Genomic DNA, 21,404 nt, shown 5'->3' with positions numbered 1-21,404 from the left:
CAAGTTGAAGGGTCGCGTGGTATACTTGAGTCCGTTAGTCAACAACCCCCCGACTGAAGGAGCAAGCGATGCGTCTCACCACCAAAGGCCGTTTTGCGGTCACCGCGATGATCGATTTGGGCTTGCGCCAAAGCTCGGGTCCCGTGACATTGGCTGCCATCAGCCAGCGCCAGCAAATCTCCCTGTCTTATCTGGAGCAGTTGTTCGGCAAGTTGCGCCGCCATGAGCTGGTGGAGTCCACCCGTGGGCCTGGGGGCGGGTATACCCTTGCTCGCAAAGCCAGCGATATCACCGTTGCAGAAATTATTGTGTCGGTGGACGAGCCCATCGACGCCACGCAATGTGGTGGCAAGGAAAACTGCCTGGGTGAGGGCACCCGCTGCATGACCCATGATTTGTGGGCTTCTCTGAACACCCGCATGGTGGAGTTTCTGGACTCCGTGACCCTGCAAAAACTGGTGGACGACCAGTTGGCCAAAGGCCTGCAAGTCGAAGACAAACCCACCATCAAACGTGCCATCTCGGCCATGCCCGTGGTCAAACCCATCCGCGTGAACGCCCCCAACTCGGTGTTTGCTCTTGGCAACACGTTTGCCAAGTCCTAAGACTGCAACGCGTTTTCCAAGTCCTGATTTCCCCGTTTTTATTTTTTAGCCAGTACCGAGCCAGCCATGGATACCACTCCCCACTTCCCCATTTACATGGACTACAGCGCCACCAACCCTTGCGATGAGCGGGTGGTGGATGCCATGGTGCCTTGGTTGCGCAACCACTTTGGCAATCCGGCGTCGCGTAGCCATGCCTGGGGCTGGGAAGCCGAAGCCGCAGTCGAAAAGGCCCGCGAGCAAGTGGCTGCGCTGATTGGTGCTGACCCCCGCGAAATCGTCTGGACATCGGGCGCGACCGAGTCCAACAACTTGGCCCTCAAGGGCGCTGCGCATTTTTACCAGTCCAAGGGCAAACACCTGATCACGGTGAAAACCGAGCACAAAGCCGTGTTGGATACCTGCCGTGAACTGGAGCGCCAAGGCTTTGAGGTCACGTATCTTGATGTGCAGGACGACGGTTTGGTGGATCTGGACGCCTTCAAGGCCGCGATTCGCCCCGACACCATCCTGGCCAGCGTGATGTTCGTGAACAACGAGATTGGTGTGATCCAGGACATCGCCGCCATTGGCGCCATCTGCCGTGAAAAAGGCGTGATCTTCCATGTGGACGCTGCCCAGGCCACAGGCCGGGTGGACATCGACATGACCACGCTGCCGGTCGACCTGATGAGCCTGACCTCGCACAAGACCTATGGCCCCAAGGGCATTGGCGCGTTGTTTGTGCGCCGCAAGCCCCGTATCCGCCTGGAAGCACAAATGCACGGTGGTGGCCACGAGCGTGGCATGCGCAGCGGCACCTTGCCCACGCACCAAATCGTCGGTATGGGCGAGGCCTACCGCATTGCCAAAGAAGAAATGCATGCCGAGAACATCCGCATCCAGGCCCTGCACGACCGCATGCTGGCAGGCTTGAAGGATGTGGAGCAGGTGTTCATCAACGGCCACGAATCCAAGCGTGTGCCCCACAACCTGAACATGAGCTTCAACTATGTGGAAGGTGAATCGCTGATCATGGGTATCAAGGGTTTGGCGGTGTCGTCCGGTTCCGCCTGCACTTCGGCATCGCTGGAACCCAGCTATGTGCTGCGTGCCCTGGGCCGCAGCGACGAACTGGCTCACAGCAGCCTGCGCATGACGATTGGCCGTTGGACCACCGAAGCCGACATCGACTACGCCGTGGACACCATCAAGAAAAACGTGGCCAAGCTGCGTGACCTGAGCCCGCTGTGGGACATGTACAAAGAAGGCATCGACATCAGCACCATCCAGTGGGCTGCGCACTAAAAGTTATTGAAGAGTGAAGAGGTAATCCAAATGGCATATTCAGACAAAGTCGTTGATCACTACGAAAACCCCCGCAACGTGGGCAGCTTTGAAAAAGGCGATGACAGCGTGGGCACCGGTATGGTGGGCGCGCCCGCTTGCGGCGACGTGATGAAACTGCAGATCAAGGTCAACCCGCTGACGGGTGTGATTGAAGACGCACGTTTCAAGACCTATGGTTGCGGTTCGGCCATTGCCTCCAGCTCGTTGGTGACTGAATGGGTCAAGGGCAAGACGCTCGACGAAGCAGCAGCACTGAAGAATAGCCAGATCGCCGAAGAACTGGCCTTGCCGCCCGTGAAGATTCACTGCTCCATTCTGGCCGAAGATGCCATCAAAGCAGCCGTGGATGACTACAAGAAAAAACACTTGAATTAATGTCCCCCCCGAAGCGCCTGCGGCGCCTCCCCCTCAGGGGGCGCCACCAACAGCCCGGCAAAGCCGGTTCTGCGGTGGCCCTGGCTTCAAGTGATGCGCGTATGGACATGAAAGATTGAAATGACAGTTTCTCTGACCGAGGCCGCCGCACGGCACGTGACCCGCTACCTGACCAAGCGTGGCAAGGGCGTGGGCGTGCGTCTGGGCGTCAAAACCACGGGCTGCTCCGGCTTGGCGTACCAGTTGGAGTACGTGGACGAGTTGTCGCCCGAAGACATCGTGTTTGAAGGTTTTGGTGTGAAGGTGTTGGTGGATCCCAAAAGCCTGGCCTACATCGACGGTACGCAGCTGGACTTTGTACGTGAAGGGTTGAACGAAGGTTTTCGCTTCAACAACCCCAACGAACGCGACAAGTGCGGTTGTGGTGAATCGTTCCGCGTGTGAACCTGCAGGCCGATGATTTCGAACTGTTTGGCCTGACCCGACAGTTCGCGCAAGACCGCACCGCACTCGACGCCCGTTGGAAGGCTCTGCAGCGCGAAGCCCACCCCGACAAATTTGCCGCCCAGGGCGCAGCCGCCCAGCGTGTGGCCATGCAATGGTCGGTGCGCATCAACGAGGCCTACCAGCGTCTGAAGGACCCGCTCAAGCGCGCGGCCTACCTGTGTGAACTGGGCGGTGCTCCCGTGAATGCCCACAGCAACACGGCCATGCCTGCTGCATTTCTGATGCAGCAGATGGAATGGCGCGAGGCGCTGGACGATGCGGAAGCGGTGCCCGCACTGGAGGCGTTGCAGGCCGAGGTCGATGCCTCGCGCGCGCAATTGCTGCAACAATGTGCCAGCCTGCTGGACCAACAGCACGATGCGGTTGCGGCCGTGGGGCCTGTGCGGGCCCTGATGTTCATCGAAAAATTCACCCAAGACCTGAACCAGCGCTTCGACCAGTTTGAATAATTACCGCCATGGCGCTTCTACAAATTTCTGAACCTGGGCAATCGCCCAACCCACACGAGCGCCGCATTGCTGTGGGCATTGACCTGGGCACCACCCATTCGCTGGTAGCCGCGGTGCGCAACGGAACTGCTGAGTGCCTGCCCGATGCGGACGGCAAAGTGATCTTGCCTAGCGTGGTGCGTTATGTGGATGCCCAGCGCCGCCAGATTGGCTATGCCGCACTGGAGCATCAGGCCAGCGATCCAGGCAACACGATTGCCTCGGTCAAGCGTTTGATGGGGCGCGGCATCAAGGATGTTGCCCACCCAGAGAAGCTGCCTTACGCGCTGTTGGATGTGCCGGGCATGGTGCAAGTACGTACCATTGCAGGCGACAAAAGCCCGGTCGAAGTGAGCGCTGAAATCTTGGCTACGCTGCGTTTTCGTGCCGAAGACACGTTCAATGACGATATTTACGGCGCTGTGGTGACCGTGCCTGCGTACTTTGACGATGCACAGCGCCAAGCCACCAAGGATGCGGCCCAGTTGGCCGGCCTGAATGTGCTGCGCCTGATCAACGAGCCTACGGCGGCTGCTATTGCCTATGGCTTGGACAACGCGTCCGAGGGCGTGTATGCCGTCTACGACCTGGGTGGCGGAACCTTTGACATTTCCATCCTGCGCTTGTCTGCGGGCGTGTTCGAGGTGCTGGCTACGGGGGGCGACTCGGCCTTGGGTGGCGACGACTACGACCGTGCTTTGGCGGATTGGCTCCTGCAGGAGGCAGGCCTGCACGCCAATACGCCGGAAGACCAGGCCCTGTTGATGGCCGAGGCTCGCAGTGCCAAAGAGGCGCTGTCGTCCGAAGACATCGTGACGGCCGAGGTGGATCTGTCGTCCGGCAGTCTGGACCTGTCGCTGAACCGCGACCAGTTTGAACAACTGACGGCACCGCTGACGGCCCGAACCCTACAGGCTGTGCGCAAAGCTTTGCGCGATGCGACCCTGCAAAAAGAAGATATCCAGGGCGTGGTTATGGTGGGTGGCTCCACCCGCATGCCGCAGGTGCGCCGTCTGGTGGGGGAGTTTTTTGGCCAGGAGCCCCTGACCAACCTGAACCCGGATGAAGTCGTGGCCCTGGGCGCCTCCATCCAGGCCAACCAGTTGGCAGGCAACAACCCTTCGGGCGATTTGCTGTTGCTGGACGTGATCCCACTGTCCCTGGGCATTGAGACCATGGGTGGCTTGGTGGAGCGCATCGTGCCGCGCAACCAGACCATTCCCACCGCCATGGCGCAGGATTTCACGACCTACAAGGATGGTCAGACCGCCCTGGCCTTGCACGTGGTGCAGGGTGAGCGCGACTTGGTCGCTGATTGCCGCAGCCTGGCGCGTTTTGAGCTGCGCGGCATTCCACCCATGGCGGCCGGCGCAGCGCGCATTCGCGTGACCTTTACCGTGGATGCCGATGGGCTGCTCAACGTGTCTGCCAAGGAGCAGGTGAGTGGTGTCGAGGCGCGTATTGATGTGAAGCCATCCTATGGTTTGAGCGACGACCAGATTGCGCAGATGCTCAAAGAGAGTTTCACCACGGCGGAGGCCGACATGCGTGCCCGTGCGCTGGTGGAGGCCCGGGTCGATGCGGACCGCTTGCTGCTGGCCACCCACAGTGCGCTGGCTGCCGATGGGGACTTGCTCAGTACGCAAGAGCACGCCGACGTAGATGCTGCGATGCAAGCGCTGGACGCCGCCCGCAGCAGCGACGATGCGGCGTTTGTGGAAGCCCAATCCAAAGCCCTGGCCCTGGCCACCGAAGCCTTTGCCGCCCTGCGCATGAACCGCGGTATCGCGCAGGCGCTGGCTGGCAAAAACATTGAAACCCTCTGACCCCGCGCGGGAAGAAGCACCATGCCCATCATCAAAATCCTGCCCCACGCCGAGTACTGCCCCCAGGGGGCCGAAGTCTCTGCGCCCGCGGGTACCTCTATTTGCGAAGCCTTACTGGAAAACGGCATCAAGATTGAACACGCGTGTGACATGAGCTGCGCCTGCACCACCTGCCACGTGGTGGTGCGCGAAGGTTTTGCCTCGCTTAATGAACTGGAAGAAACCGAAGAGGACTTGCTGGACCGTGCCTGGGGATTGCAACCACAATCGCGGCTCAGCTGCCAGGCGTTTTTGGCCCAAAAAGACCTGGTGGTAGAAATCCCCAAGTACTCGCTGAACCACGCCAAAGAGAATCATTAGCCCCACGCTCCACCGCTGCGCGGGTCGCTGCCCCCGAGGGGCGCATTTTTCCTTGGGGCGGCCCGGCGGAAAAACACCCACTGAGTATTATTGAAACTATGCGCCAAATTTTTCTGGACACAGAAACGACGGGTTTTTACGCCAACCATCCGGACAACCCGGACCGCATGGTGGAAATCGGCTGTGTGGAGCTGGTGAACCGCAAGCTCACGGGCAACAACCTGCACTTTTACCTGAACCCCGGGCGCGATAGCGACGAGGGGGCACTGCGCGTTCACGGGTTGACCACCCAATTCCTGAGCGACAAGCCCAAGTTTGCAGACATCGCGCAGCAGCTGGTGGATTACGTGGCCGATGCGGAAATCATCATCCACAACGCGCCGTTCGACCTGGCGTTCCTGAACATGGAGCTGGCGCGCACTGGCCACCGGCCTTTCAAGGAGTACGTGGCGGGCGTGCTGGACACCCTGGTGATGGCCAAGGAAATGTTCCCTGGCAAGCGCAACAGCCTGGATGCCTTGTGCAGCCGCCTGGAAGTGGACAACTCGGGGCGTACGCTGCACGGCGCTTTGTTGGATGCCGAGCTGCTGGCCGATGTTTACATCAATATGACGCGGGGGCAGGATGCCTTGCTGATGGAAACGACAGTGGTGGACACCGCAGGCCCCGTGGTGGAGCGTGTGGATCTGCACGGCATTGCCTTGCCCACATTGCAGGCCAATGCGCAGGAGCTGGCCGCCCACGACGAGGTGTTGACCCAACTCGACAAATCCAGTGGTGGAAAAACGCTATGGCGCCAAATGGCCTGAAATCTTGGTATATAATCTGAGGCTTACCTGATCAGTATTCAGGGCGATTAGCTCAGGGGTAGAGCACTGCATTCACACTGCAGGGGTCGCAAGTTCGAAACTTGCATCGCCCACCAAACACAAAAGGCCAGCGCAATGCGCTGGCCTTTTTCGTTGTGGGGCCGAATATTCAGTTGGGCGCGTTTTGCGTCAGATAGTTGAGCACCAGCTTGTCATTTTGGCGGGTGCCCTGGAACGCCAGGCCGGCAAAGAAGTGGTCTTGCCCCATGGGCCGGCTGTGGTGGCATATCTTGCCGCTCAGGTGCAGCTGGACCGGGTTGCCATCCACAGTCACATCCATCGACAGTTCCACCAGCTCCCCAATCGCCCCCAGTGGGTCGGTCGTGCTGACCATCGCACCGTCTGTGCTGATGTCGACCAGGTCCACCAAGCGCGCGCTGACCTCAGGCGGTGCGGTCGCTGGCCGGGCCGTGGTGGGCCAGGACACTTTGGTGCGCATGGACTGGCGCACGCGTCTGGCGTCTACCTGGGCCGGGTAGGCCAAGAGTGCGTAGGCAAAGGGTTTTTCGAAGGTTTGCAGCACCTTGCTGAGGAAAGAAAACTCGTACTGCCCGGTGAATCCGCGCACCACACACACTTCGCCTTCTTCCATGCCTGTTTGCGTGGCATCCGCACTTTGCGGCCCCACCATGACCCCTTTGCCTTCGATAGCGCCAAAAAACTGCGCTTCTTTTTTGCTGGTGCCTTCGACCAGGCGCCGGGTTTGCAGGGCCATGCCGGAGCGCAGCCCCAAGGCCTTGAGCGGCATACGAAGAATGGCGTCGTTGTCTGTGCTCATGGGTGTGGCTCCCGGTCAGGGGGCGGGCAAGGCCTGGGCCCAGCGGATGATGGTCTCCGCCATGGGGGTAGTGGCTTTGGGGGCCTTGATGTCTCCGACCAGTACGTGTTGCCCCTTGGATTCGCTGTAGTCCACCGCCTGCATCTGTTTGGTTGCAGAGCCTATGCGGGCAAACGCGGCCTTGGTCTGTTCAGGCTCCACGGTCTGGTCTTTCTCGCTGTACAGCACCAGCAATGGCGTGCGGAAGGCGCTGAGCTCACTCTCGCGTACGCCTTTGACCAGCGCCATCATCGGGAAGAGGGCGCGTGTGGGGTAGGCGTTGGTCCAGGCGCCGTCTTCTGCGGGGCTTTCGGCCGGGCTGCCGCGGTTGTCGCCCTGCAGGGCAAAGGCGATCTGCTGGCCCCAGGGGCCATTGATGATTTCTGCCCGTTTGTCTTTGGGTCCAAAGTTGGGCGACACAAACACATGGCCTGCCACCTGGGCGTTCTGCCCATTGGCGCCCAGCCAAGTGGCCAGTGTGGCCCCGGTGGAACAGCTGATGACCAGAACTTTGTCCCCCAGCGTTTGGCCAATGCGCAGCGCCTCTTGGGCGTCGGCCAGCCAGTCTTGCACCGTGGCCTCACCCATGGCGGGGCCCGGGCGGCCGTGGCCGGTGAGGCGGGTGTAGAAGGTGTTGGCACCTAGCGCCTTGGCCACCAGGTCGGTCATGGGGGCCGTCTCCAGCCGGCTGGCGGAGAAGCCGTGGATGTAGACCACGGCCCAGGGGGTGCGCTGGCCGGCAGCACCGGCCCAGACAATGTGTTTTTCGTTGTTGGGCTTGATGTCGGGAAAGGCTGCTTCGGTCTTGCGTACCCAGTCGTCCAGCTGGGCAATTTCTTGGGGGGCTTGCGCCCGTGCGCTGGGGGTGTTGGGGCCAAAGGCATTGCGCGGTCCGGCCAGGAACACGAGAACGGCGACCAGTACCAAGGCGGCCAGTACGGCCACGATGCGGAACCAGGTTTTCTGCAACAGGTGGCTGGTACCAGTGGTGGGTGTTGTTGTCGTCACAAGGGTCTCCCTACATCGAAAAAGGCTGCGCCAAGTCGTCGGATTTGACCCTCGGCACAGCGGTATTTCCGGGCTTGGCGCCGCGGTTTCTCGATAAGATGGTACACCGCCCGGTGTCCTCTTTTGCAACCTATGGAAGCAGCGCAATGAACTCTCGCAAGCCCCTTTACGGACGCGTTCTGGCGATCCCCTTGGTGCTGGGGCTCAGCGCATGTGCCGATCTCAATAACCTGATGGTCCAGTTGGGCTCCAGCAGGCCAGCGGCCATTCTGCAAGTACAAGGCCAGCGCCTGGACGGCACGGTGACCCTGAGCCCCGACCGCACCGGTACCTTGAATGTGACGGCCAGCCAGGGCGAGCCCAGCATCTGCATGGGGCAGCTACGTTTTACCTCCACCACCCAGGGGGAGGTGGACCTGCGGTGTAACGACGGCACCGCCGCCGCCCTGCAGTTCAGCATGCTCACCGCTGTGAAAGGTTATGCCTACGGGGCCGGTAACAAGGGGCCGGTGGCCCTGACCTTTGGCATGTGGGATGACGAGGCCCCCGCCTATTTGCCTGCCCAGGCGGGCAGTGCGGACACAGCCCGTTGAGCGTCGGCATGGAGCAGGTGGACTGTGTGGTGGTGGGCGCCGGGGTGGTGGGTCTGGCGGTGGCCCGCGCACTGGCACTGGCAGGACGCGAGGTGCTGGTGCTGGAAGCCTGTGATGCCTTTGGTACCCAGACCAGTGCGCGCAACAGCGAAGTCATCCATGCAGGCATTTATTACCCCGCGGGTTCGCTGAAGGCGCAGCTGTGTGTGCGGGGCAAGCAGCTGCTGTATGACTACTGTGCCGAGCGTGGCCTGCCCCACCAGCGCTGCGGCAAATTTATTGTGGCCACCGATGCTGCGCAGGTAGCACAGCTGCAGGGTATCCAGGCGAAGGCAGCCGCCAATGGCGTGAGCGACTTGGTGCTGCTGGATGCCGCCCAGGCCCGTTCCGCCGAGCCACAGCTGCACTGCCTGGCGGCCTTGCATTCACCGTCCACCGGTATTGTGGACAGCCATGCTCTCATGCTGTCCTTGCTGGGCGACTTGGAGCGTGCAGGCGGTGTTTTGGCACTCAATTCGCCCCTGGCCCATGCCAATATTGCGCAAGCAGCTATTGATTTGATAGCGGAAGATGGCACGCAATTGCGCGCCCGTACCGTGGTCAACGCGGCGGGGCTGCAGGCTCCGGCGCTGGCCGCACGTTTTGCCGGGCTGGCTCCGCAGCATGTGCCGCAGGCCCACTTTGCCAAGGGCAACTACTTCACGCTGGCCGGGCGCAGCCCGTTCTCGCGCCTGATTTACCCCGTGCCCGAGGCTGCAGGCCTGGGTGTGCACCTGACCATCGATCTGGGCGGGCAGGCTCGTTTTGGGCCGGATGTGCAGTGGGTGGACGACCCGCAGGACCTGGCGGTGGACCCGGCGCGTGGCGATGCGTTTTATGCCGAAGTGCGCAAATACTGGCCCGCTCTGCCCGACGGTGCGCTGCTGCCCGCCTATGCGGGCATGCGCCCCAAGATCCACGGCCCGGGCAGTGCCGCATCAGACTTTGTGATTCAAGGCCCCTTGGTGCACGGAGTGCCGGGGCTGGTCAATTTGTTTGGCATCGAGTCGCCGGGCTTGACCAGTGCGCTGGCCATTGCAGAATATGTACAGGCCATGCTGGCGCCATAGGGGCGGGGTGATACTTTTCTTTTGGAGGCAATCATGATGTATTCGTTGGAAAAAACCGGATGTAAATGGACCTTGGCTGCTGCAACCTTGGCGGCTTTGGCAGGCTGCGCCAGCGCGCCCGAGGCGCAGGGGCCCCTGCGCAAGGAAACCCTGCATGTACTCACGCAAAAAATGGAGCTGTTGACGGTGAATGCAGGCCAGCCAGGCAAGGTGCTGCAGCGCACCGCGGTTACTGGCTTGCCCGCGGGGGAGACCCTGGTGGGCATGGACTACCGCATTGCCAAAGGGGTGTTGTTTACCCTGAGCCGTGCCGGGCGCCTGTACACGCTGGACGTGCCTACGGGCGCGCTCAAACCTGTGGGCAGTGCGGCGGCCGTGGCCCTGCAGGGAGAGGTGTTTGGCATGGACTTCAACCCGGTGGCTGACCGGGTGCGTGTGGCCAGCAACAGCGGCCAGAACCTGCGCCTGCACCCGGAAACGGGCGCATTGGCCGCCACCGACCCTGCGCCTGCCTACGCCGCCGGCGACAAGCGCGCCGGCATCAAGCCCGAGCTGGTGGCAGCGGGTTACACCTACAACAAGACCGACGAAAAGCTCACCACCAACTACGCCATCGACCGCAATGGTGGCTACCTGGTGACGCAGGGTTCGCTGGAGGGTGTGCAGCCCGTGGTGTCCTTTAACACCGGTTTGCTTTTTAGCGTGGGCGCGTTGGGCATTGCCGATATCACCGATGCGAACCTGGACATCGCCGATGTCACAGGGGCGGCCTTTGTCACCGTCACCACCCAAACGCAAACCGCTTCGCGCCTCTACACGCTGGACCTGAAAACCGGCAAGGCCACGCTGCTGGGCACAGTGGGCGACGGCACCAAGGTGATTGGTATCGCCGTCGAGCCCTGATTGCTATGAAATAAGGAGCTACTCGCGCAGTAGCTGCGCGCGCTAGAGCCCTATTTCTTCATATTTTTGATCGCCAGGGCCGCGTCCCTTACCAGCGCAGGGCCTTGGTAGATCAGTCCGGTGTAGATCTGCACCACATCGGCTCCGGCCTTGATTTTGCTGACCGCATCGGCCGCAGACATGATGCCGCCCACGCCGATGATGGGGAAGTCACGGCCCAGTGCGGCGCGCAGCTGGGCAATCACCGCATTGCTTTTTTCCAGCACGGGCGCACCCGAGAGGCCGCCGGTTTCCTCGGCATGCGGCATGCCCTTCACCGCCTCGCGCGACAGTGTGGTGTTGGTGCCGATCACGCCCCAGGCGTTGTTGACCTGGCCGCTGGTGTCAGTGCCGTAGCGCTTGAGCGTGGCGGCGATGACGGCGACCTGGTCGGCCTCCAGATCGGGGGCAATTTTCAGGAAGATGGGTTTTCGCTGGCCGTGCTTTTGGGCCAACTGCTCGCGGCGTTCGGCAATCGCGCCCAGCAGCGCGTCCAACGCCTCGTCGCTCTGCAGGCTGCGCAGGTTCTTGGTATTGGGACTGGAGATGTTGACGGTGATGTAGTCGGCGTGCGGGTACACACCGTCCAGGCAGAGCAGGTAGTCGTCCGTGGCTTTTTCAATCGGCGTGGCGGCGTTTTTTCCGATGTTCAGGCCCAGCAGCAGGGACGGATTCTTGCTCTGGCGCAGGGCGGAGCGCTGCACATTGGCGATGAAGGCGTCCAGCCCGCCGTTGTTGAAGCCCAGGCGGTTGATGAGCGCGTTGGCCGCGGGCAGGCGGAACATGCGCGGCTTGGGGTTGCCGGGCTGGGCCAGCGGCGTGACGGTGCCCACTTCCACAAAACCAAAGCCCATGGCGCCCAGGCCGTCGATGCAGCGCGCGTTCTTGTCCAGGCCGGCGGCCATGCCCACGCGATTGGGGAACTTCAGGCCCGCCAGGGTGACGGGGTCGTCCACGCGGTTGTTGCAGTAGGCCAGCTTGAGCGGGTTGCCCTGGGTGGCGGCCAGGCCGGCCATGGTGATGTCGTGGGCGACTTCGGGGTCCAGATTGAACAAAACGCTGCGGGCGAGGGCGTAGGGCACCAGAGACATCGGATAATTCCTGCTTTCAGATTTCAACTCCTTCGATTGTCCCCTATGAGCACACCCGCACTGACCCAAGACGAACTCAAAACCCTGGTCGGCCAGGCGGCGCTGCAGTACGTGGTGCCCGGCGAGATTGTGGGCGTGGGCACCGGCTCCACGGTCAACAAGTTCATCGACGCACTGGCCACCATCAAGGACCAGATCAAGGGCGCCGTGTCCAGCTCCGTGGCCAGCACCGAGCGCCTGCAGGCGCTGGGCATCACCGTGTTTGATAGCAATGAGGTGGACAAGCTCTCGGTCTATATCGACGGGGCCGACGAGATCGACGGTGCGGGCAACATGGTCAAGGGCGGCGGCGCGGCGCTGACGCGCGAGAAGATTGTGGCGGCGCAAAGCGCCAAGTTCGTCTGCATTGCGGACGAGTCCAAGCTGGTGAAGACGCTGGGCCAGTTCCCTCTGCCGGTGGAAGTCATCCCCATGGCCACGCAGCGCGTCATCGCCCAGTTTGCGGCCATGGGCGGCGCCGGCAAGGTGCGCCAGAAGGATGGCAAGTCGCTGGTGACCGACAACGGCCAGTGGATTGTCGACGTGACCGGTCTGCAGATCACCGATCCGCTGGCTTTTGAAGCCGAAGTGAGCCAGTGGCCCGGCGTGGTGACGGTGGGCGTGTTCGCCTTCCAGCGTGCGCAGGTCTGCCTGCTGGGCACGGCCAGTGGCGTGAAGACGCTGACGTTCTAATCTTCTCTCTCAACACGGAGGGCAGGGCATGGCGGTAAACCATTTGGCCGAGGTGCTCACGCTCTCCAACACCCACATCGCGATCGAGGCCGCTGCCACAGTGGCCTTTGCCTTGTCTGGCCTTATGGAAGCGGCGCGCAAGCGGCTGGACGCCGTGGGCGTGTGCATGGTGGCCGGACTCACTGCTTTTGGCGGCGGCACGCTGCGTGATGTGCTGCTGGACCGGCGCCCCTTCTTCTGGGTGGAACACGCCACCTGGCTATGGGCGCTGCTGGCGTTGTGTGTGGGTGCCATGCTGTTTCTGCGGGCACGCCACTTTGAACCGACTGAGCGTGCCATGCAGTGGCCCGATGCGCTGGGGCTGGGCCTGTTTACCGCTGGCGGCACCCATATCGCGCTGGAGATGGGCATGCCCGCCATCGTGGCCGTGCTTATGGGCATGGTGACCGCCGTGTTTGGCGGCGTGATGCGTGATGTGGTCTGTAATGAGATTCCACGCGCGTTTCGCGATCACCAGCCCTATGCCGTGTGTTCGTTTGCTGGCGGCTGGGTGATGGTGGGGGCTTATGCTTTGACCTGGCCACTGTGGTTGGCCACGCTGGCAGCTGCAGGCACTGCCACGGCATTGCGGGTGCTGGCTTTGTTGCGTGGTTGGAGTTTGCCGGAATGGCGCTCAGGAGCCCATTGAGGCAAGCGCCAGGTCTGCCTCGGGTAGGTTTTTCTGGGCTTTAGCTTTGCGCGGCGGGCGCTGTCATCATGCGTTCCACATAACGCGCAATCAGGTCAATTTCCAGGTTCACTTTTTTGCCCACGGCCAGCGTGTGCAGCGCCGTGTTTTCCACCGTGTGCGGAATCAGGTTAATGCTCACCTCGCAGCCACCCGCTACATCGGCAATGCGGTTCACGGTCAGACTCACACCGTTAACGGTGATAGAACCCTTGTAGGCCAGGTACTTGCCCAGCGCCACGGGCGCCAGCACGCGCAACTCCCAGCTTTCGCCCACTTGGGCAAAGTGGCTCACGGTGCCCATGCCATCCACGTGGCCCGATACCAAGTGGCCGCCCAGGCGGTCGTGCGCGCGCAGGGCTTTTTCCAGGTTAATGGGGCCCAGCGCGTCCAGCCCGGCCGTCTTGTCCAGCGATTCGGCGGAGATGTCGATGGTGAACTGTTTTTGGGCCACATCGAAGGTGGTGACCGTCATGCACGCGCCGTTGAGCGCAATGCTGTCGCCCAAACCCACATCGTCCAGATATCCGGTGGGCGTCTCAATCGTGAGGCGCTTGCCATGGGTTGCAGATTCGCCCAGAGCCTGGACGGCGGAAATGCGGCCTACGCCGGTGATGATGCCTGTGAACATAGTGGCATTTTCGCAGGGAATGGGCAGGGCGCTGGTCCCCACCGTGGCAAAACCCTAGAAGGCGTCACGCCCTTGCACGCGCGCGACGATGCGCAAGTCGGGCCCCACCATCTCGGTGGACTTGAAATCCAGCGCCACGCCCTGTGCCAGCTCGGTCAGCGGCCCGATGTTGAACATGCCCGCGCCTTGGCCCAGCAGCTTGGGCGCCAGGTAGACCACGAACTCGTCCACCAAACTTTCGCGCACCAGCGATCCGTTGAGTTTGAAGCCCGCTTCCACATGCAGCTCGTTGATTTCGCGCTGGCCCAGGTCTTTGACCATGGCCGCCAAGTCCACCTTGCCCGTGGGCTGGCCCTGGGCGTTGTGGCCGGGCAGGTAAATCACCTTGGCGCCCAGCGCCTCCAGCGCCGCTTGCTTGGCGTCATTTTGGGCTACAGCGTAGATAAATACTGCGCGACCAGCTATAAAAAAAGGAGCATCCAGCGGCGTTTGTAAGTCGCTGTCCACTACCACCAGATGGGGCTGGCGCGGTGTTTCCAACAGGCGCACATCCAGCCGCGGCTTGTCCGCCAATACAGTACCTATGCCAGTCAAGATGGCACAGGACCGCGCGCGCCAAGCATGGCCATCGGCACGCGCCTCAGCGGAGGTAATCCACTGGCTGGCACCGTTGTCCAGCGCCGTGGTGCCATCCAAGGAGGCAGCCACCTTCATGCGCACCCATGGCGTCTTGCGGACCATGCGGCTGAAGAAACCGATATTGAGCTCCCGCGAGGCGATGGCCAGTGGATCGGTGGGGGCCAACACTTCCACCTCAACCCCTGCGGCGCGAAGCCGTGCAAAGCCCTGGCCGCTGACTAAGGGGTTGGGGTCCAGGTTGGTGGCCACCACTTTTTTAATGCCAGCTGCAATGAGGGCATCACAGCAAGGCCCGGTGCGGCCATGGTGGGAGCAGGGCTCCAGGGTGACGTAGGCCGTAGCGCCAACCACTGAGTGGCCCTGGGCAACTGCGTCACGCAAAGCCATGACTTCGGCGTGGGGACCACCGGCGCGTTGGGTGTGGCCTTGGCCGATGATCACATTCGTGGAAGATAGGAGCAAACACCCCACTTTGGGATTGGGGGACGTGAGCCTTAAAGCCGATTCCGCTCGACCCAACGCAAGGCGCAGTTGCTGGTCTTTCCGACTAGGTTGTTCAATGTTCAAAAGCAATCTCTAAGGTGCGCTTGCTGGCGACGGTATCGCCATTTTTTACAGCCGGGTTCATGGGCGTACTTGCCAGCCAGTCTACGACTTCCCGCATTTGGCTTTCGCTCAAGAGGCTAGGGCGCACGTCTAGCAGTTCCACCCCAGTGATACTGCCGTTTTGTTGTATCCATATACGCACAACGATGGAACTTACCTCGTTGAGGTAACCCTTCTTTAGCGGCAGGATCCAGTTGGCTGCAGGTAATGCCGGTATATCTGTCTCCTCCAAAGAAAGGTATTTGCTGTTGGAGAATCCGTCCGTAAACGTGGCGGAGAGTACTTTTTCAAGCAATGGCTTCGAAGCTCCTTGGAGTGGGGCCATATCCATGGCTTGAGCTGGCGTACTACCTGTTGCCTCGGCTAATACTGCTTCTGTGCTTGAGTGGTTAGTCGCTTCCGTTACCTTAACCATAGACAGGATCCATGGCTGAGGTGTCTGTAGGGTTATCTCGGGTGTATGCAATTGTGAGAAGGGGAGCCCCTTGCCCCCTAAGCCTATCAAAACCAGACAGCCATGCAACAAAACGGCAAGCGTTGTTGCGATCAGCAGTTGTCTGCGTAAAACCATCTCTTCGTCTTTAACGCCAGCATTCAGCTGCCGCAATTGCATCAGATGCAAACCTGGTTGTAGAGTACCCGGTATTGGAGCGAACCCCTGTGTTTGTGAGATTGAAGTTGCCGCAGCGATCTGATGCCAGCGGCCCTCCTACCACCCGAGTTGCGGTCAAGGTGAATGTCCTAGTACCGGCGGCACTAACACCGATGGTGTATGAACCTCCGCCATCGCGTGGAGCTCGGCTCAGGTTCGCGGGGAATATGTCTGCAATGGCTGAGCCGGCCGTGTTTTGGTCGTATCGGTAGTTTTCCGAATAATGGCGCTCCATCCACTGGCCCGCTTCCAGCAATATAGTTTTCATTTCGGCTCTGCGCCCCCTTGCGACGTATTCTTGGTAGGAAGGCAAAGCAATAGATGCCAGTATCCCAATAAGGGCTACTGTGATCATGAGCTCAATGAGAGTAAATCCACCTTCACGGGTATTAGATATTGCTTTCATTCGGGAGCCTTAGTTTTGAAGGATGGTATTTCGCGCCAGTAAATACGCGCAGAGGCATTCGCCGACTCTGCTGTGATGTCAGTAGTCTCTCCGATGATACGCGTGCAATTTGCCTCGCCCGACGCACACACTGATTTGGTCGCATCTCGCGCAAAGGTAACACGTTGGTCAGTAATCTTGATGGAGGCGAGAAGGTACGTGACGCCATTGATTGTGATGGAGCCAAACACCGATTTTTCGAGCAAGCCTGAAATGGGGTCTAAAAAGGTCACGTATGCAGATGGCCCCTTGAAGCACACTTCTGTACTGCTGGCTGCGGGAGCGATGGAGACTGTTGAGAGCAAGCCTTGTGTGATAACTGGATTGCTCACGGTCATCTCCCCTGAGTCAGGGAAATTCAGATACCAGCCTTTGTTATTGGTCCAGTCAATGGCTGCTCCAGTAACGTAGCCATCGCCTACTTTTCCATTGAGTGGATCTATATCGTCCAAAGTAATCCGGATCATTGAACGGGCCGCCAGTTGTGATCGCAGACGCGGTAAACCATTGGTAGCATCATCTAGCAAAGCTGGCGTGTCAATATATGCTTGACTGCTATAGATCGGTTTGTCCCAGATACCAAATATTCCATTAATTTTTCCAGAGGTATCAGGAAAATCTGCATTACTAATGGACTTGCCAGTAGCCACATTAATTACCACACCACCTAGAGGATGAAAGCGGTACTCAGGTGCGGTGGTAATCGGCAAGCGGGTTGTGCCGTCTGTAGACTTTGTAGTAAATAACTGTCTACCGCCATACGCCATGCCCCAAGCATTTGGATCTGAGCTGGATACGTCAAATTTCCAGATATTGCCTTTCAGGTCACCAGCATAAATGTAGTCGGCGACACCGTCATTATTGGTATCTATCCAGGTCGGTTGTGACAAACCATTGGCGGGCCCAGCATCTGCTACAAGTTTTATGTAGTTTGTGCCAGTAGTCCAAGTTCCAGCCGTGGGGCCATTAACAAACAAGATATAGAGAGCTGCTTTGCCACTCGTGCTATTGACCCCGTTGGGCAACAGAACAGCAAACTTGCCATTGTTCATTTTTGCTACAGGGGAGGCCGCCTCAGAAACCCGGCTGGGGTTACCGATTTGCGCCAAGTTGTAGCCTAGGTCACCACTAGTGTCGTCTGCCTCCGAAAACTGCCACTTGAAAATCGAAGCGGCGTTCGCTTCGGTCAAGGCGCTCGGAGTGGTTGTATCCAGGGCAAACATGCCTTTTGCACCACGGCCAAGGGATGAAAATACATAGGTTTTCCAACCCGCTGGCGCAGGCGCACCTGCGTCGTAACCTGCAGCGCTGGATGATGTTACGGTTGAACCCAACAAAACATCAGCCGAGAAAGGCGAGCCGTCTACAAAAGACTGTACTTTTTCGGTGGCCGGTTGTACCCAGTCTTGCAGGCGGGAATGAACCAACTGTGGCACGTAAGACATGACAGGTGTACCGCCCTGTGTCGCGTTGGAGCTTGCATCAAATCCATGGAGCATTCCGTCACCAGTACCGACCCAAATAATACTTTGGCGAGCTTTATGGAGGGTAACAAATGCACCGTAACCAGGAAATGCAGCACCAAAATAATCTGCATTAGGCGGGGCCATCACTGTCGGATTGGAGTTCACCACCGGGCCCATGATGGAGTTCAAATTGCGCTTGCGGAAGCGCAAGCCACTTGGACTTTCGTTCACACGACTTCCACGCAACCAATTCAACTTCGCTTCGGCGGTAGCATCTGTTCCGCCAAGCGCGGTTGTTTTGATCGGATCCGACAGAGAAGACCAGTTAAATGCAACACCAGTAGTGTTAGTGCTATTGGTAATAATGACACGGTCCGCCGCTGCAGTTTGGGTTAATTTGGTATGGCCAGCCCAGTGGTAGATACTTCGGTCCAACGCACCATCTTTCAAGCTGACATTGAACGTACCGTCTGATTGAACCATGAATGTAATAAGTTCACCGTGCCCATCGTCCCCATCAAAACTGGCAAGGTATTTCAGACTGCCGGCCTGAATCTGGGCAGATGCAACCGCAGGGGCAGTATTTGATGCGCTCACAATTGCATTGAAGGCGGACCGCAGCGACTTCTCTAATTCACTAGGACGAACTGCCAAGAAGTAGCTGTCAGGAATACCATCAGATCCCGACGTGCCATCCAATTTTTTTACGTCCCAATTGGCTTTGTTTACTAAAGGCTTTTGGTAATACTCTTTGGAGTCGGGCGTAGAGGTATCTGGATCTTCCATCTTGCTGAAGCCGCCCCACTTTGCGGCATACCACAGGGGGTCTTCCAGTCTGCTGGCTGCGGTCACGCCAAAGTCGTATTCGGCACGGCTTTCATCCTGGTTCACCTGGCAATTGTTGCAACCACCGTTCAAGATATTCCCGTGTGCCGTCCCGTCAGTCCGCGTCACGATCATCCCTGCATCTGCGCGCGTGTAGCCCAAGATGCCAGAGTGGAAGTGCACACCATCTCGTGTGGTGCCAGAAATTGTGTATCCAAAACCTTGTGGGTTGGCAGTGGCCGCATTGAACACACGGGTGTAGACGTAAAGTTTGCTGCCTACCACCTCGTAGCGCAAGATGCCAGACACGTCACTGTCGTAGTCACCGCCTTGCTCCGAGTCTTCCCACACGATCAGGTACTTGCCCGAGGTTGCTGTGGGTGTCCCTACCACACGGAAATCGACAATGGTTCCGTTGCCCACATTGCCACCCACCAGCAATTGGTAAGCCGGTTGGATCACAACTTTAGCACCCGCAGTCGTTGGGTGAGGCACCTCGATACGAGGTTTGCCAGGTGACAGCGCTACAGAAAAGCTTTTGACCTTGTAAGCATCTTTATTGGCTTTAAGGTCTGCCGCTGACGGCTCTTTAACGGGATGGGTTCGTGCCCAGTAGGCAGCGCCAGCTAATGCATAAGAACCTGCATAAGACGGTGCATCTGGGCAAATGCCGTTGGCGGTAGCCAGGGTTGTGGTTACGCCGTCAATTACCTTGGCTGTGCAACTGCCCGTATTGGTCGCACCATTGCTGCCGATAAACCACGATTTCGCTGCATCGTGAATACCTTCGTCTACGCCGATGATATTGACTTGGGCAGCCAGATTGGGTGCGGTATGCAGTGTTCCAAATGTTGCCCATTGAGCTGCGTCATTGGGATCGTTGGAATCGTAAGATGTGACGCTTGCGTTGAAGTTAATTGCATTAACCGCACGACATTGGCCTTGGCCAAAAACGGCTTCTGCCGCGGCTTGCGCCGTGGGGCCACCTTTGGTGAAAGGATCTATCCATGCAGGTTTTGGCAAGCCTAATGCTGCATCTTTTGAGCCTGCATCGGTATAGTTATAGGCAGCACTAGCCGCAGTCTTTCCTCCCAAGTATCGCAGCGACTCCACAAACATCTCACCTAGTGGGTTGCCCCAACTAGTACATATATTATCCGAGAGCGATGTCAGTTGGTAAGTGCAGTTGCCGTCTCCTATATAACTGCCATCGCTATATCTATATCCATAGATACGCAGTTTGTTCAGGGTGTAAACAATGCCCTGCGTGGAGGTGAACGTACCGTTTGTTGTGTAGTTCACCTCATTACGGAATGACTGCATATTGCTGCGCAATGTTCCACCGCTAATGTTTTTGGCAAATGACCCGGTCATCAAGCCAAATTCGGCCAAATTACCTTCTCCATACTCATGGAGCAAGCCAATGGGTTTGAAGTTGCCGCTGGGGTACTCTTGGCAGCTCTCGGTTCCAATCAGTGCAGAAGAGACGCAGGCATCTACCCGTACGATGAAGTCAGGCCCAGTGCCAGAAATAACTACACCTTGGTTTGATTTACTGGGATTGCTTGCACTGGCGCCCAAGCCAGTCACACTCACGTTATTACCGTTGGAAGCCCCTTTTTCACCACTCCAATAACATTGCCAACGTTCGTTAGCATTCCAGAGTTGGTAGTCGCCTTTGGCAATTCGCATAAGCGGAGGGTTCACATTGGTATGTGAATCACCATTGGTTGATGCGTTGCTGTTGTAGGGCAAATTCTCTGTCAGGTTATTGCCGAGTGTGGTGTTACAAATCGTGGCAGAAGTTTGTGTAAGGTTTTTGATGTTCCATTTTTTGATGGTCACCGCTGTTGCCGCTACAAAACCAGAGGGCTCTACCACCATGGTGAACCAACCGTTGGCCAAATCCACCTCAACAGCAAAACCTTCCATGTATTGCGCAGTGTTGTCGGCATTCACGGCCCGAATTTGATCACCTTTTTCTATGGTAAAGGCAGTCGTAAATGCCATGCGATGCGTAATACAGTGATACTGGGTCGGTCGACTATCCATGTTGTCGACAAAAAAGGCATCCACTTTGCTCTCGCACGTATTCGCTACAGCTGCCGCGGGCACGGTGCCTGGGCTAAAGCGGTGTAGCTTGTTGTCTGCAGATACATACTGGATAACACGACGGGCGTTGTTGTTGTCGTAATCGCTAATATTTTTGTCACTCGCCAGCTGCGTGGCAGAGAACGGAGTGAGTTGTGTCAGGTCACTGCCTTTGTAGTATTTAGCAAATGAGTGCGCATCGGTCGGCAGGCTGGAGCGCTCAAGAATTGTGGAGCTGGCGGAGTCGGTGGAGCGTTGGCCGCCATAAAGCACTTTTCGAACCACATCCATGCGTGTCATGGTGGCCCAATTCAGAAAGTTTCCGCTCCAATTGCCAGAGCAGTATTTGTCTGTGTTGACGCTGGCAGGAGAGAATTTGTTACTTGTCCCGCTGTAGTTGTAGCATTTATACGGGTCGAAATAGCCGTAATATGTAAATGCGTGTTTATAGGTAGTCTCGGGAAGGCTGTCGCCATCCAAATCCGAAAATTCGTCATAAGCACGATAAAACAGCTGGTGGTCTTTCGACATATTCAGCATGATCATCGGCCGAGGTGTCGACGTGACAATATTCGGCGGAATTGCCGGCGTCAACTGGGCCCAAGTTGCGGTTTGGCCTGCTAACAAAGCAAGACCAACAATAAGTTGGGTAAATAATGTTTTCATATAAA

21 protein-coding genes and 1 tRNA gene are annotated in these 21,404 nt (G+C 58.6%); 14 read left to right on the top strand and 8 right to left on the bottom strand.

Translation table 11 applies throughout. The features are described 5' to 3' along the window. The first annotated feature begins 68 nt into the window (after window positions 1-68). The 9 genes from iscR to C5F53_RS01300 all read left to right on the top strand — a co-directional run bounded on the left by iscR (window position 69) and on the right by C5F53_RS01300 (window position 6,415). On the top strand, window positions 69-605 hold the full coding sequence (gene iscR, locus C5F53_RS01340) for a Fe-S cluster assembly transcriptional regulator IscR (protein WP_105259534.1): 537 nt from the start codon (window positions 69-71) through the stop codon (window positions 603-605). A 66-nt stretch (window positions 606-671) separates the two neighbouring features. Then, a complete protein-coding gene (locus C5F53_RS01335) occupies window positions 672-1,892 on the top strand; it encodes an IscS subfamily cysteine desulfurase (protein ID WP_105259533.1) in 1,221 nt (406 codons plus the stop codon). Window positions 1,893-1,922: 30 nt separating this feature from the next. Then, the gene (iscU, locus tag C5F53_RS01330; RefSeq protein ID WP_105259532.1) at window positions 1,923-2,309 is read left to right on the top strand and encodes a Fe-S cluster assembly scaffold IscU; all 387 of its coding nucleotides are present in this window, start codon (window positions 1,923-1,925) and stop codon (window positions 2,307-2,309) included. 120 nt (window positions 2,310-2,429) lie between these two features. Further along, entirely contained in the window at window positions 2,430-2,753 is a 324-nt protein-coding gene (gene iscA, locus C5F53_RS01325) for an iron-sulfur cluster assembly protein IscA (protein WP_105259531.1), read from the top strand. After that, entirely contained in the window at window positions 2,750-3,265 is a 516-nt protein-coding gene (gene hscB, locus C5F53_RS01320) for a Fe-S protein assembly co-chaperone HscB (protein WP_105259530.1), read from the top strand. Before iscA ends, hscB begins: the two co-directional genes overlap by 4 nt. 8 nt (window positions 3,266-3,273) lie before the next feature. Further along, window positions 3,274-5,130 carry a Fe-S protein assembly chaperone HscA gene (gene hscA, locus C5F53_RS01315; protein ID WP_105259529.1) on the top strand — a complete coding sequence of 619 codons (1,857 nt, stop codon included), beginning with the start codon at window positions 3,274-3,276 and terminating at the stop codon, window positions 5,128-5,130. A 21-nt stretch (window positions 5,131-5,151) separates the two neighbouring features. Then, window positions 5,152-5,490: an ISC system 2Fe-2S type ferredoxin gene (fdx, locus tag C5F53_RS01310; RefSeq protein ID WP_094478765.1), complete on the top strand. Its 339-nt coding sequence runs from the start codon at window positions 5,152-5,154 to the stop codon at window positions 5,488-5,490. 98 nt (window positions 5,491-5,588) lie between these two features. Then, window positions 5,589-6,299 carry a DNA polymerase III subunit epsilon gene (gene dnaQ / locus C5F53_RS01305; RefSeq protein WP_105259528.1) on the top strand — a complete coding sequence of 237 codons (711 nt, stop codon included), beginning with the start codon at window positions 5,589-5,591 and terminating at the stop codon, window positions 6,297-6,299. Between the two features lie 41 nt (window positions 6,300-6,340). After that, window positions 6,341-6,415: transfer RNA gene (locus tag C5F53_RS01300), tRNA-Val, on the top strand. A 53-nt stretch (window positions 6,416-6,468) separates the two neighbouring features. On the opposite strand, the gene C5F53_RS01295 is transcribed toward C5F53_RS01300, so the two are convergent. Further along, window positions 6,469-7,137 carry a PilZ domain-containing protein gene (locus C5F53_RS01295; RefSeq protein ID WP_105259527.1) on the bottom strand — a complete coding sequence of 223 codons (669 nt, stop codon included), beginning with the start codon at window positions 7,135-7,137 and terminating at the stop codon, window positions 6,469-6,471. Between the two features lie 15 nt (window positions 7,138-7,152). Continuing rightward, on the bottom strand, window positions 7,153-8,184 hold the full coding sequence (locus tag C5F53_RS01290) for a carboxylesterase (protein ID WP_161499862.1): 1,032 nt from the start codon (window positions 8,182-8,184) through the stop codon (window positions 7,153-7,155). Between the two features lie 146 nt (window positions 8,185-8,330). Here C5F53_RS01290 and C5F53_RS01285 point away from each other — a divergent pair, with 146 nt between their 5' ends. The 3 genes from C5F53_RS01285 to C5F53_RS01275 are packed head-to-tail and all read left to right on the top strand — an operon-like array spanning window position 8,331 to window position 10,789. Further along, window positions 8,331-8,777 carry a hypothetical protein gene (locus tag C5F53_RS01285; protein WP_105259525.1) on the top strand — a complete coding sequence of 149 codons (447 nt, stop codon included), beginning with the start codon at window positions 8,331-8,333 and terminating at the stop codon, window positions 8,775-8,777. Window positions 8,778-8,785: 8 nt separating this feature from the next. After that, a complete protein-coding gene (locus tag C5F53_RS01280) occupies window positions 8,786-9,886 on the top strand; it encodes an NAD(P)/FAD-dependent oxidoreductase (RefSeq protein ID WP_105260352.1) in 1,101 nt (366 codons plus the stop codon). A gap of 33 nt (window positions 9,887-9,919) precedes the next feature. Beyond that, window positions 9,920-10,789: a DUF4394 domain-containing protein gene (locus C5F53_RS01275; RefSeq protein ID WP_236635168.1), complete on the top strand. Its 870-nt coding sequence runs from the start codon at window positions 9,920-9,922 to the stop codon at window positions 10,787-10,789. A 50-nt stretch (window positions 10,790-10,839) separates the two neighbouring features. On the opposite strand, the gene C5F53_RS01270 is transcribed toward C5F53_RS01275, so the two are convergent. After that, window positions 10,840-11,919 (bottom strand): quinone-dependent dihydroorotate dehydrogenase, encoded by a 1,080-nt coding sequence (locus C5F53_RS01270; RefSeq protein ID WP_105259524.1) that lies wholly within the window; start codon window positions 11,917-11,919, stop codon window positions 10,840-10,842. 45 nt (window positions 11,920-11,964) lie between these two features. On the opposite strand from C5F53_RS01270, the gene rpiA reads away from it, so the two are divergent. After that, a complete protein-coding gene (rpiA, locus tag C5F53_RS01265; RefSeq protein WP_105259523.1) occupies window positions 11,965-12,651 on the top strand; it encodes a ribose-5-phosphate isomerase RpiA in 687 nt (228 codons plus the stop codon). 28 nt (window positions 12,652-12,679) lie between these two features. Next, window positions 12,680-13,339, top strand: a complete 660-nt coding sequence (locus tag C5F53_RS01260) for a trimeric intracellular cation channel family protein (protein ID WP_105259522.1) — start codon at window positions 12,680-12,682, stop codon at window positions 13,337-13,339. A gap of 40 nt (window positions 13,340-13,379) precedes the next feature. Here C5F53_RS01260 and C5F53_RS01255 read toward each other — a convergent pair whose 3' ends face one another. From C5F53_RS01255 to C5F53_RS01235, 5 genes are read right to left on the bottom strand one after another with little or no spacing between them, the layout of a single operon-like run. Next, entirely contained in the window at window positions 13,380-14,009 is a 630-nt protein-coding gene (locus C5F53_RS01255) for a riboflavin synthase (protein ID WP_105260350.1), read from the bottom strand. A 54-nt stretch (window positions 14,010-14,063) separates the two neighbouring features. Then, a complete protein-coding gene (gene ribD, locus C5F53_RS01250) occupies window positions 14,064-15,209 on the bottom strand; it encodes a bifunctional diaminohydroxyphosphoribosylaminopyrimidine deaminase/5-amino-6-(5-phosphoribosylamino)uracil reductase RibD (RefSeq protein ID WP_105260349.1) in 1,146 nt (381 codons plus the stop codon). Next, entirely contained in the window at window positions 15,205-15,867 is a 663-nt protein-coding gene (locus tag C5F53_RS01245) for a hypothetical protein (protein ID WP_146097264.1), read from the bottom strand. The genes ribD and C5F53_RS01245 overlap by 5 nt, the downstream gene beginning before the upstream one ends. Continuing rightward, window positions 15,836-16,312 (bottom strand): type IV pilin protein, encoded by a 477-nt coding sequence (locus C5F53_RS01240; protein WP_105259520.1) that lies wholly within the window; start codon window positions 16,310-16,312, stop codon window positions 15,836-15,838. The genes C5F53_RS01245 and C5F53_RS01240 overlap by 32 nt, the downstream gene beginning before the upstream one ends. After that, the gene (locus C5F53_RS01235; RefSeq protein ID WP_105259519.1) at window positions 16,309-21,399 is read right to left on the bottom strand and encodes a PilC/PilY family type IV pilus protein; all 5,091 of its coding nucleotides are present in this window, start codon (window positions 21,397-21,399) and stop codon (window positions 16,309-16,311) included. The genes C5F53_RS01240 and C5F53_RS01235 overlap by 4 nt, the downstream gene beginning before the upstream one ends. Window positions 21,400-21,404: the final 5 nt, after the last annotated feature.

The sequence above is a fragment of the Rhodoferax sp. TS-BS-61-7 genome (assembly GCF_002943465.1).
Lineage (GTDB): Bacteria > Pseudomonadota > Gammaproteobacteria > Burkholderiales > Burkholderiaceae_C > Allorhodoferax.
The sequence above is the reverse complement of the archived record's forward strand: the minus strand, read 5'-3'. Positions and strand labels throughout refer to the sequence as shown.

Bases quoted from the DNA above. Each gene is read 5' to 3' on its own strand.
- iscU (WP_105259532.1), top strand. From the start codon at position 1,923: ATGGCATATTCAGACAAAGTCGTTGATCACTACGAAAACCCCCGCAAC.
- C5F53_RS01270 (WP_105259524.1), bottom strand. From the start codon at position 11,919: ATGTCTCTGGTGCCCTACGCCCTCGCCCGCAGCGTTTTGTTCAATCTG.
- dnaQ (WP_105259528.1), top strand. From the start codon at position 5,589: ATGCGCCAAATTTTTCTGGACACAGAAACGACGGGTTTTTACGCCAAC.
- C5F53_RS01295 (WP_105259527.1), bottom strand. From the start codon at position 7,137: ATGAGCACAGACAACGACGCCATTCTTCGTATGCCGCTCAAGGCCTTG.
- C5F53_RS01280 (WP_105260352.1), top strand. From the start codon at position 8,786: ATGGAGCAGGTGGACTGTGTGGTGGTGGGCGCCGGGGTGGTGGGTCTG.
- C5F53_RS01260 (WP_105259522.1), top strand. From the start codon at position 12,680: ATGGCGGTAAACCATTTGGCCGAGGTGCTCACGCTCTCCAACACCCAC.
- fdx (WP_094478765.1), top strand. From the start codon at position 5,152: ATGCCCATCATCAAAATCCTGCCCCACGCCGAGTACTGCCCCCAGGGG.
- iscR (WP_105259534.1), top strand. From the start codon at position 69: ATGCGTCTCACCACCAAAGGCCGTTTTGCGGTCACCGCGATGATCGAT.
- C5F53_RS01245 (WP_146097264.1), bottom strand. From the start codon at position 15,867: ATGCAATTGCGGCAGCTGAATGCTGGCGTTAAAGACGAAGAGATGGTT.
- rpiA (WP_105259523.1), top strand. From the start codon at position 11,965: ATGAGCACACCCGCACTGACCCAAGACGAACTCAAAACCCTGGTCGGC.
- C5F53_RS01335 (WP_105259533.1), top strand. From the start codon at position 672: ATGGATACCACTCCCCACTTCCCCATTTACATGGACTACAGCGCCACC.
- C5F53_RS01235 (WP_105259519.1), bottom strand. From the start codon at position 21,399: ATGAAAACATTATTTACCCAACTTATTGTTGGTCTTGCTTTGTTAGCA.
- C5F53_RS01255 (WP_105260350.1), bottom strand. From the start codon at position 14,009: ATGTTCACAGGCATCATCACCGGCGTAGGCCGCATTTCCGCCGTCCAG.
- C5F53_RS01275 (WP_236635168.1), top strand. From the start codon at position 9,920: ATGATGTATTCGTTGGAAAAAACCGGATGTAAATGGACCTTGGCTGCT.
- iscA (WP_105259531.1), top strand. From the start codon at position 2,430: ATGACAGTTTCTCTGACCGAGGCCGCCGCACGGCACGTGACCCGCTAC.
- hscA (WP_105259529.1), top strand. From the start codon at position 3,274: ATGGCGCTTCTACAAATTTCTGAACCTGGGCAATCGCCCAACCCACAC.
- C5F53_RS01285 (WP_105259525.1), top strand. From the start codon at position 8,331: ATGAACTCTCGCAAGCCCCTTTACGGACGCGTTCTGGCGATCCCCTTG.
- C5F53_RS01240 (WP_105259520.1), bottom strand. From the start codon at position 16,312: ATGAAAGCAATATCTAATACCCGTGAAGGTGGATTTACTCTCATTGAG.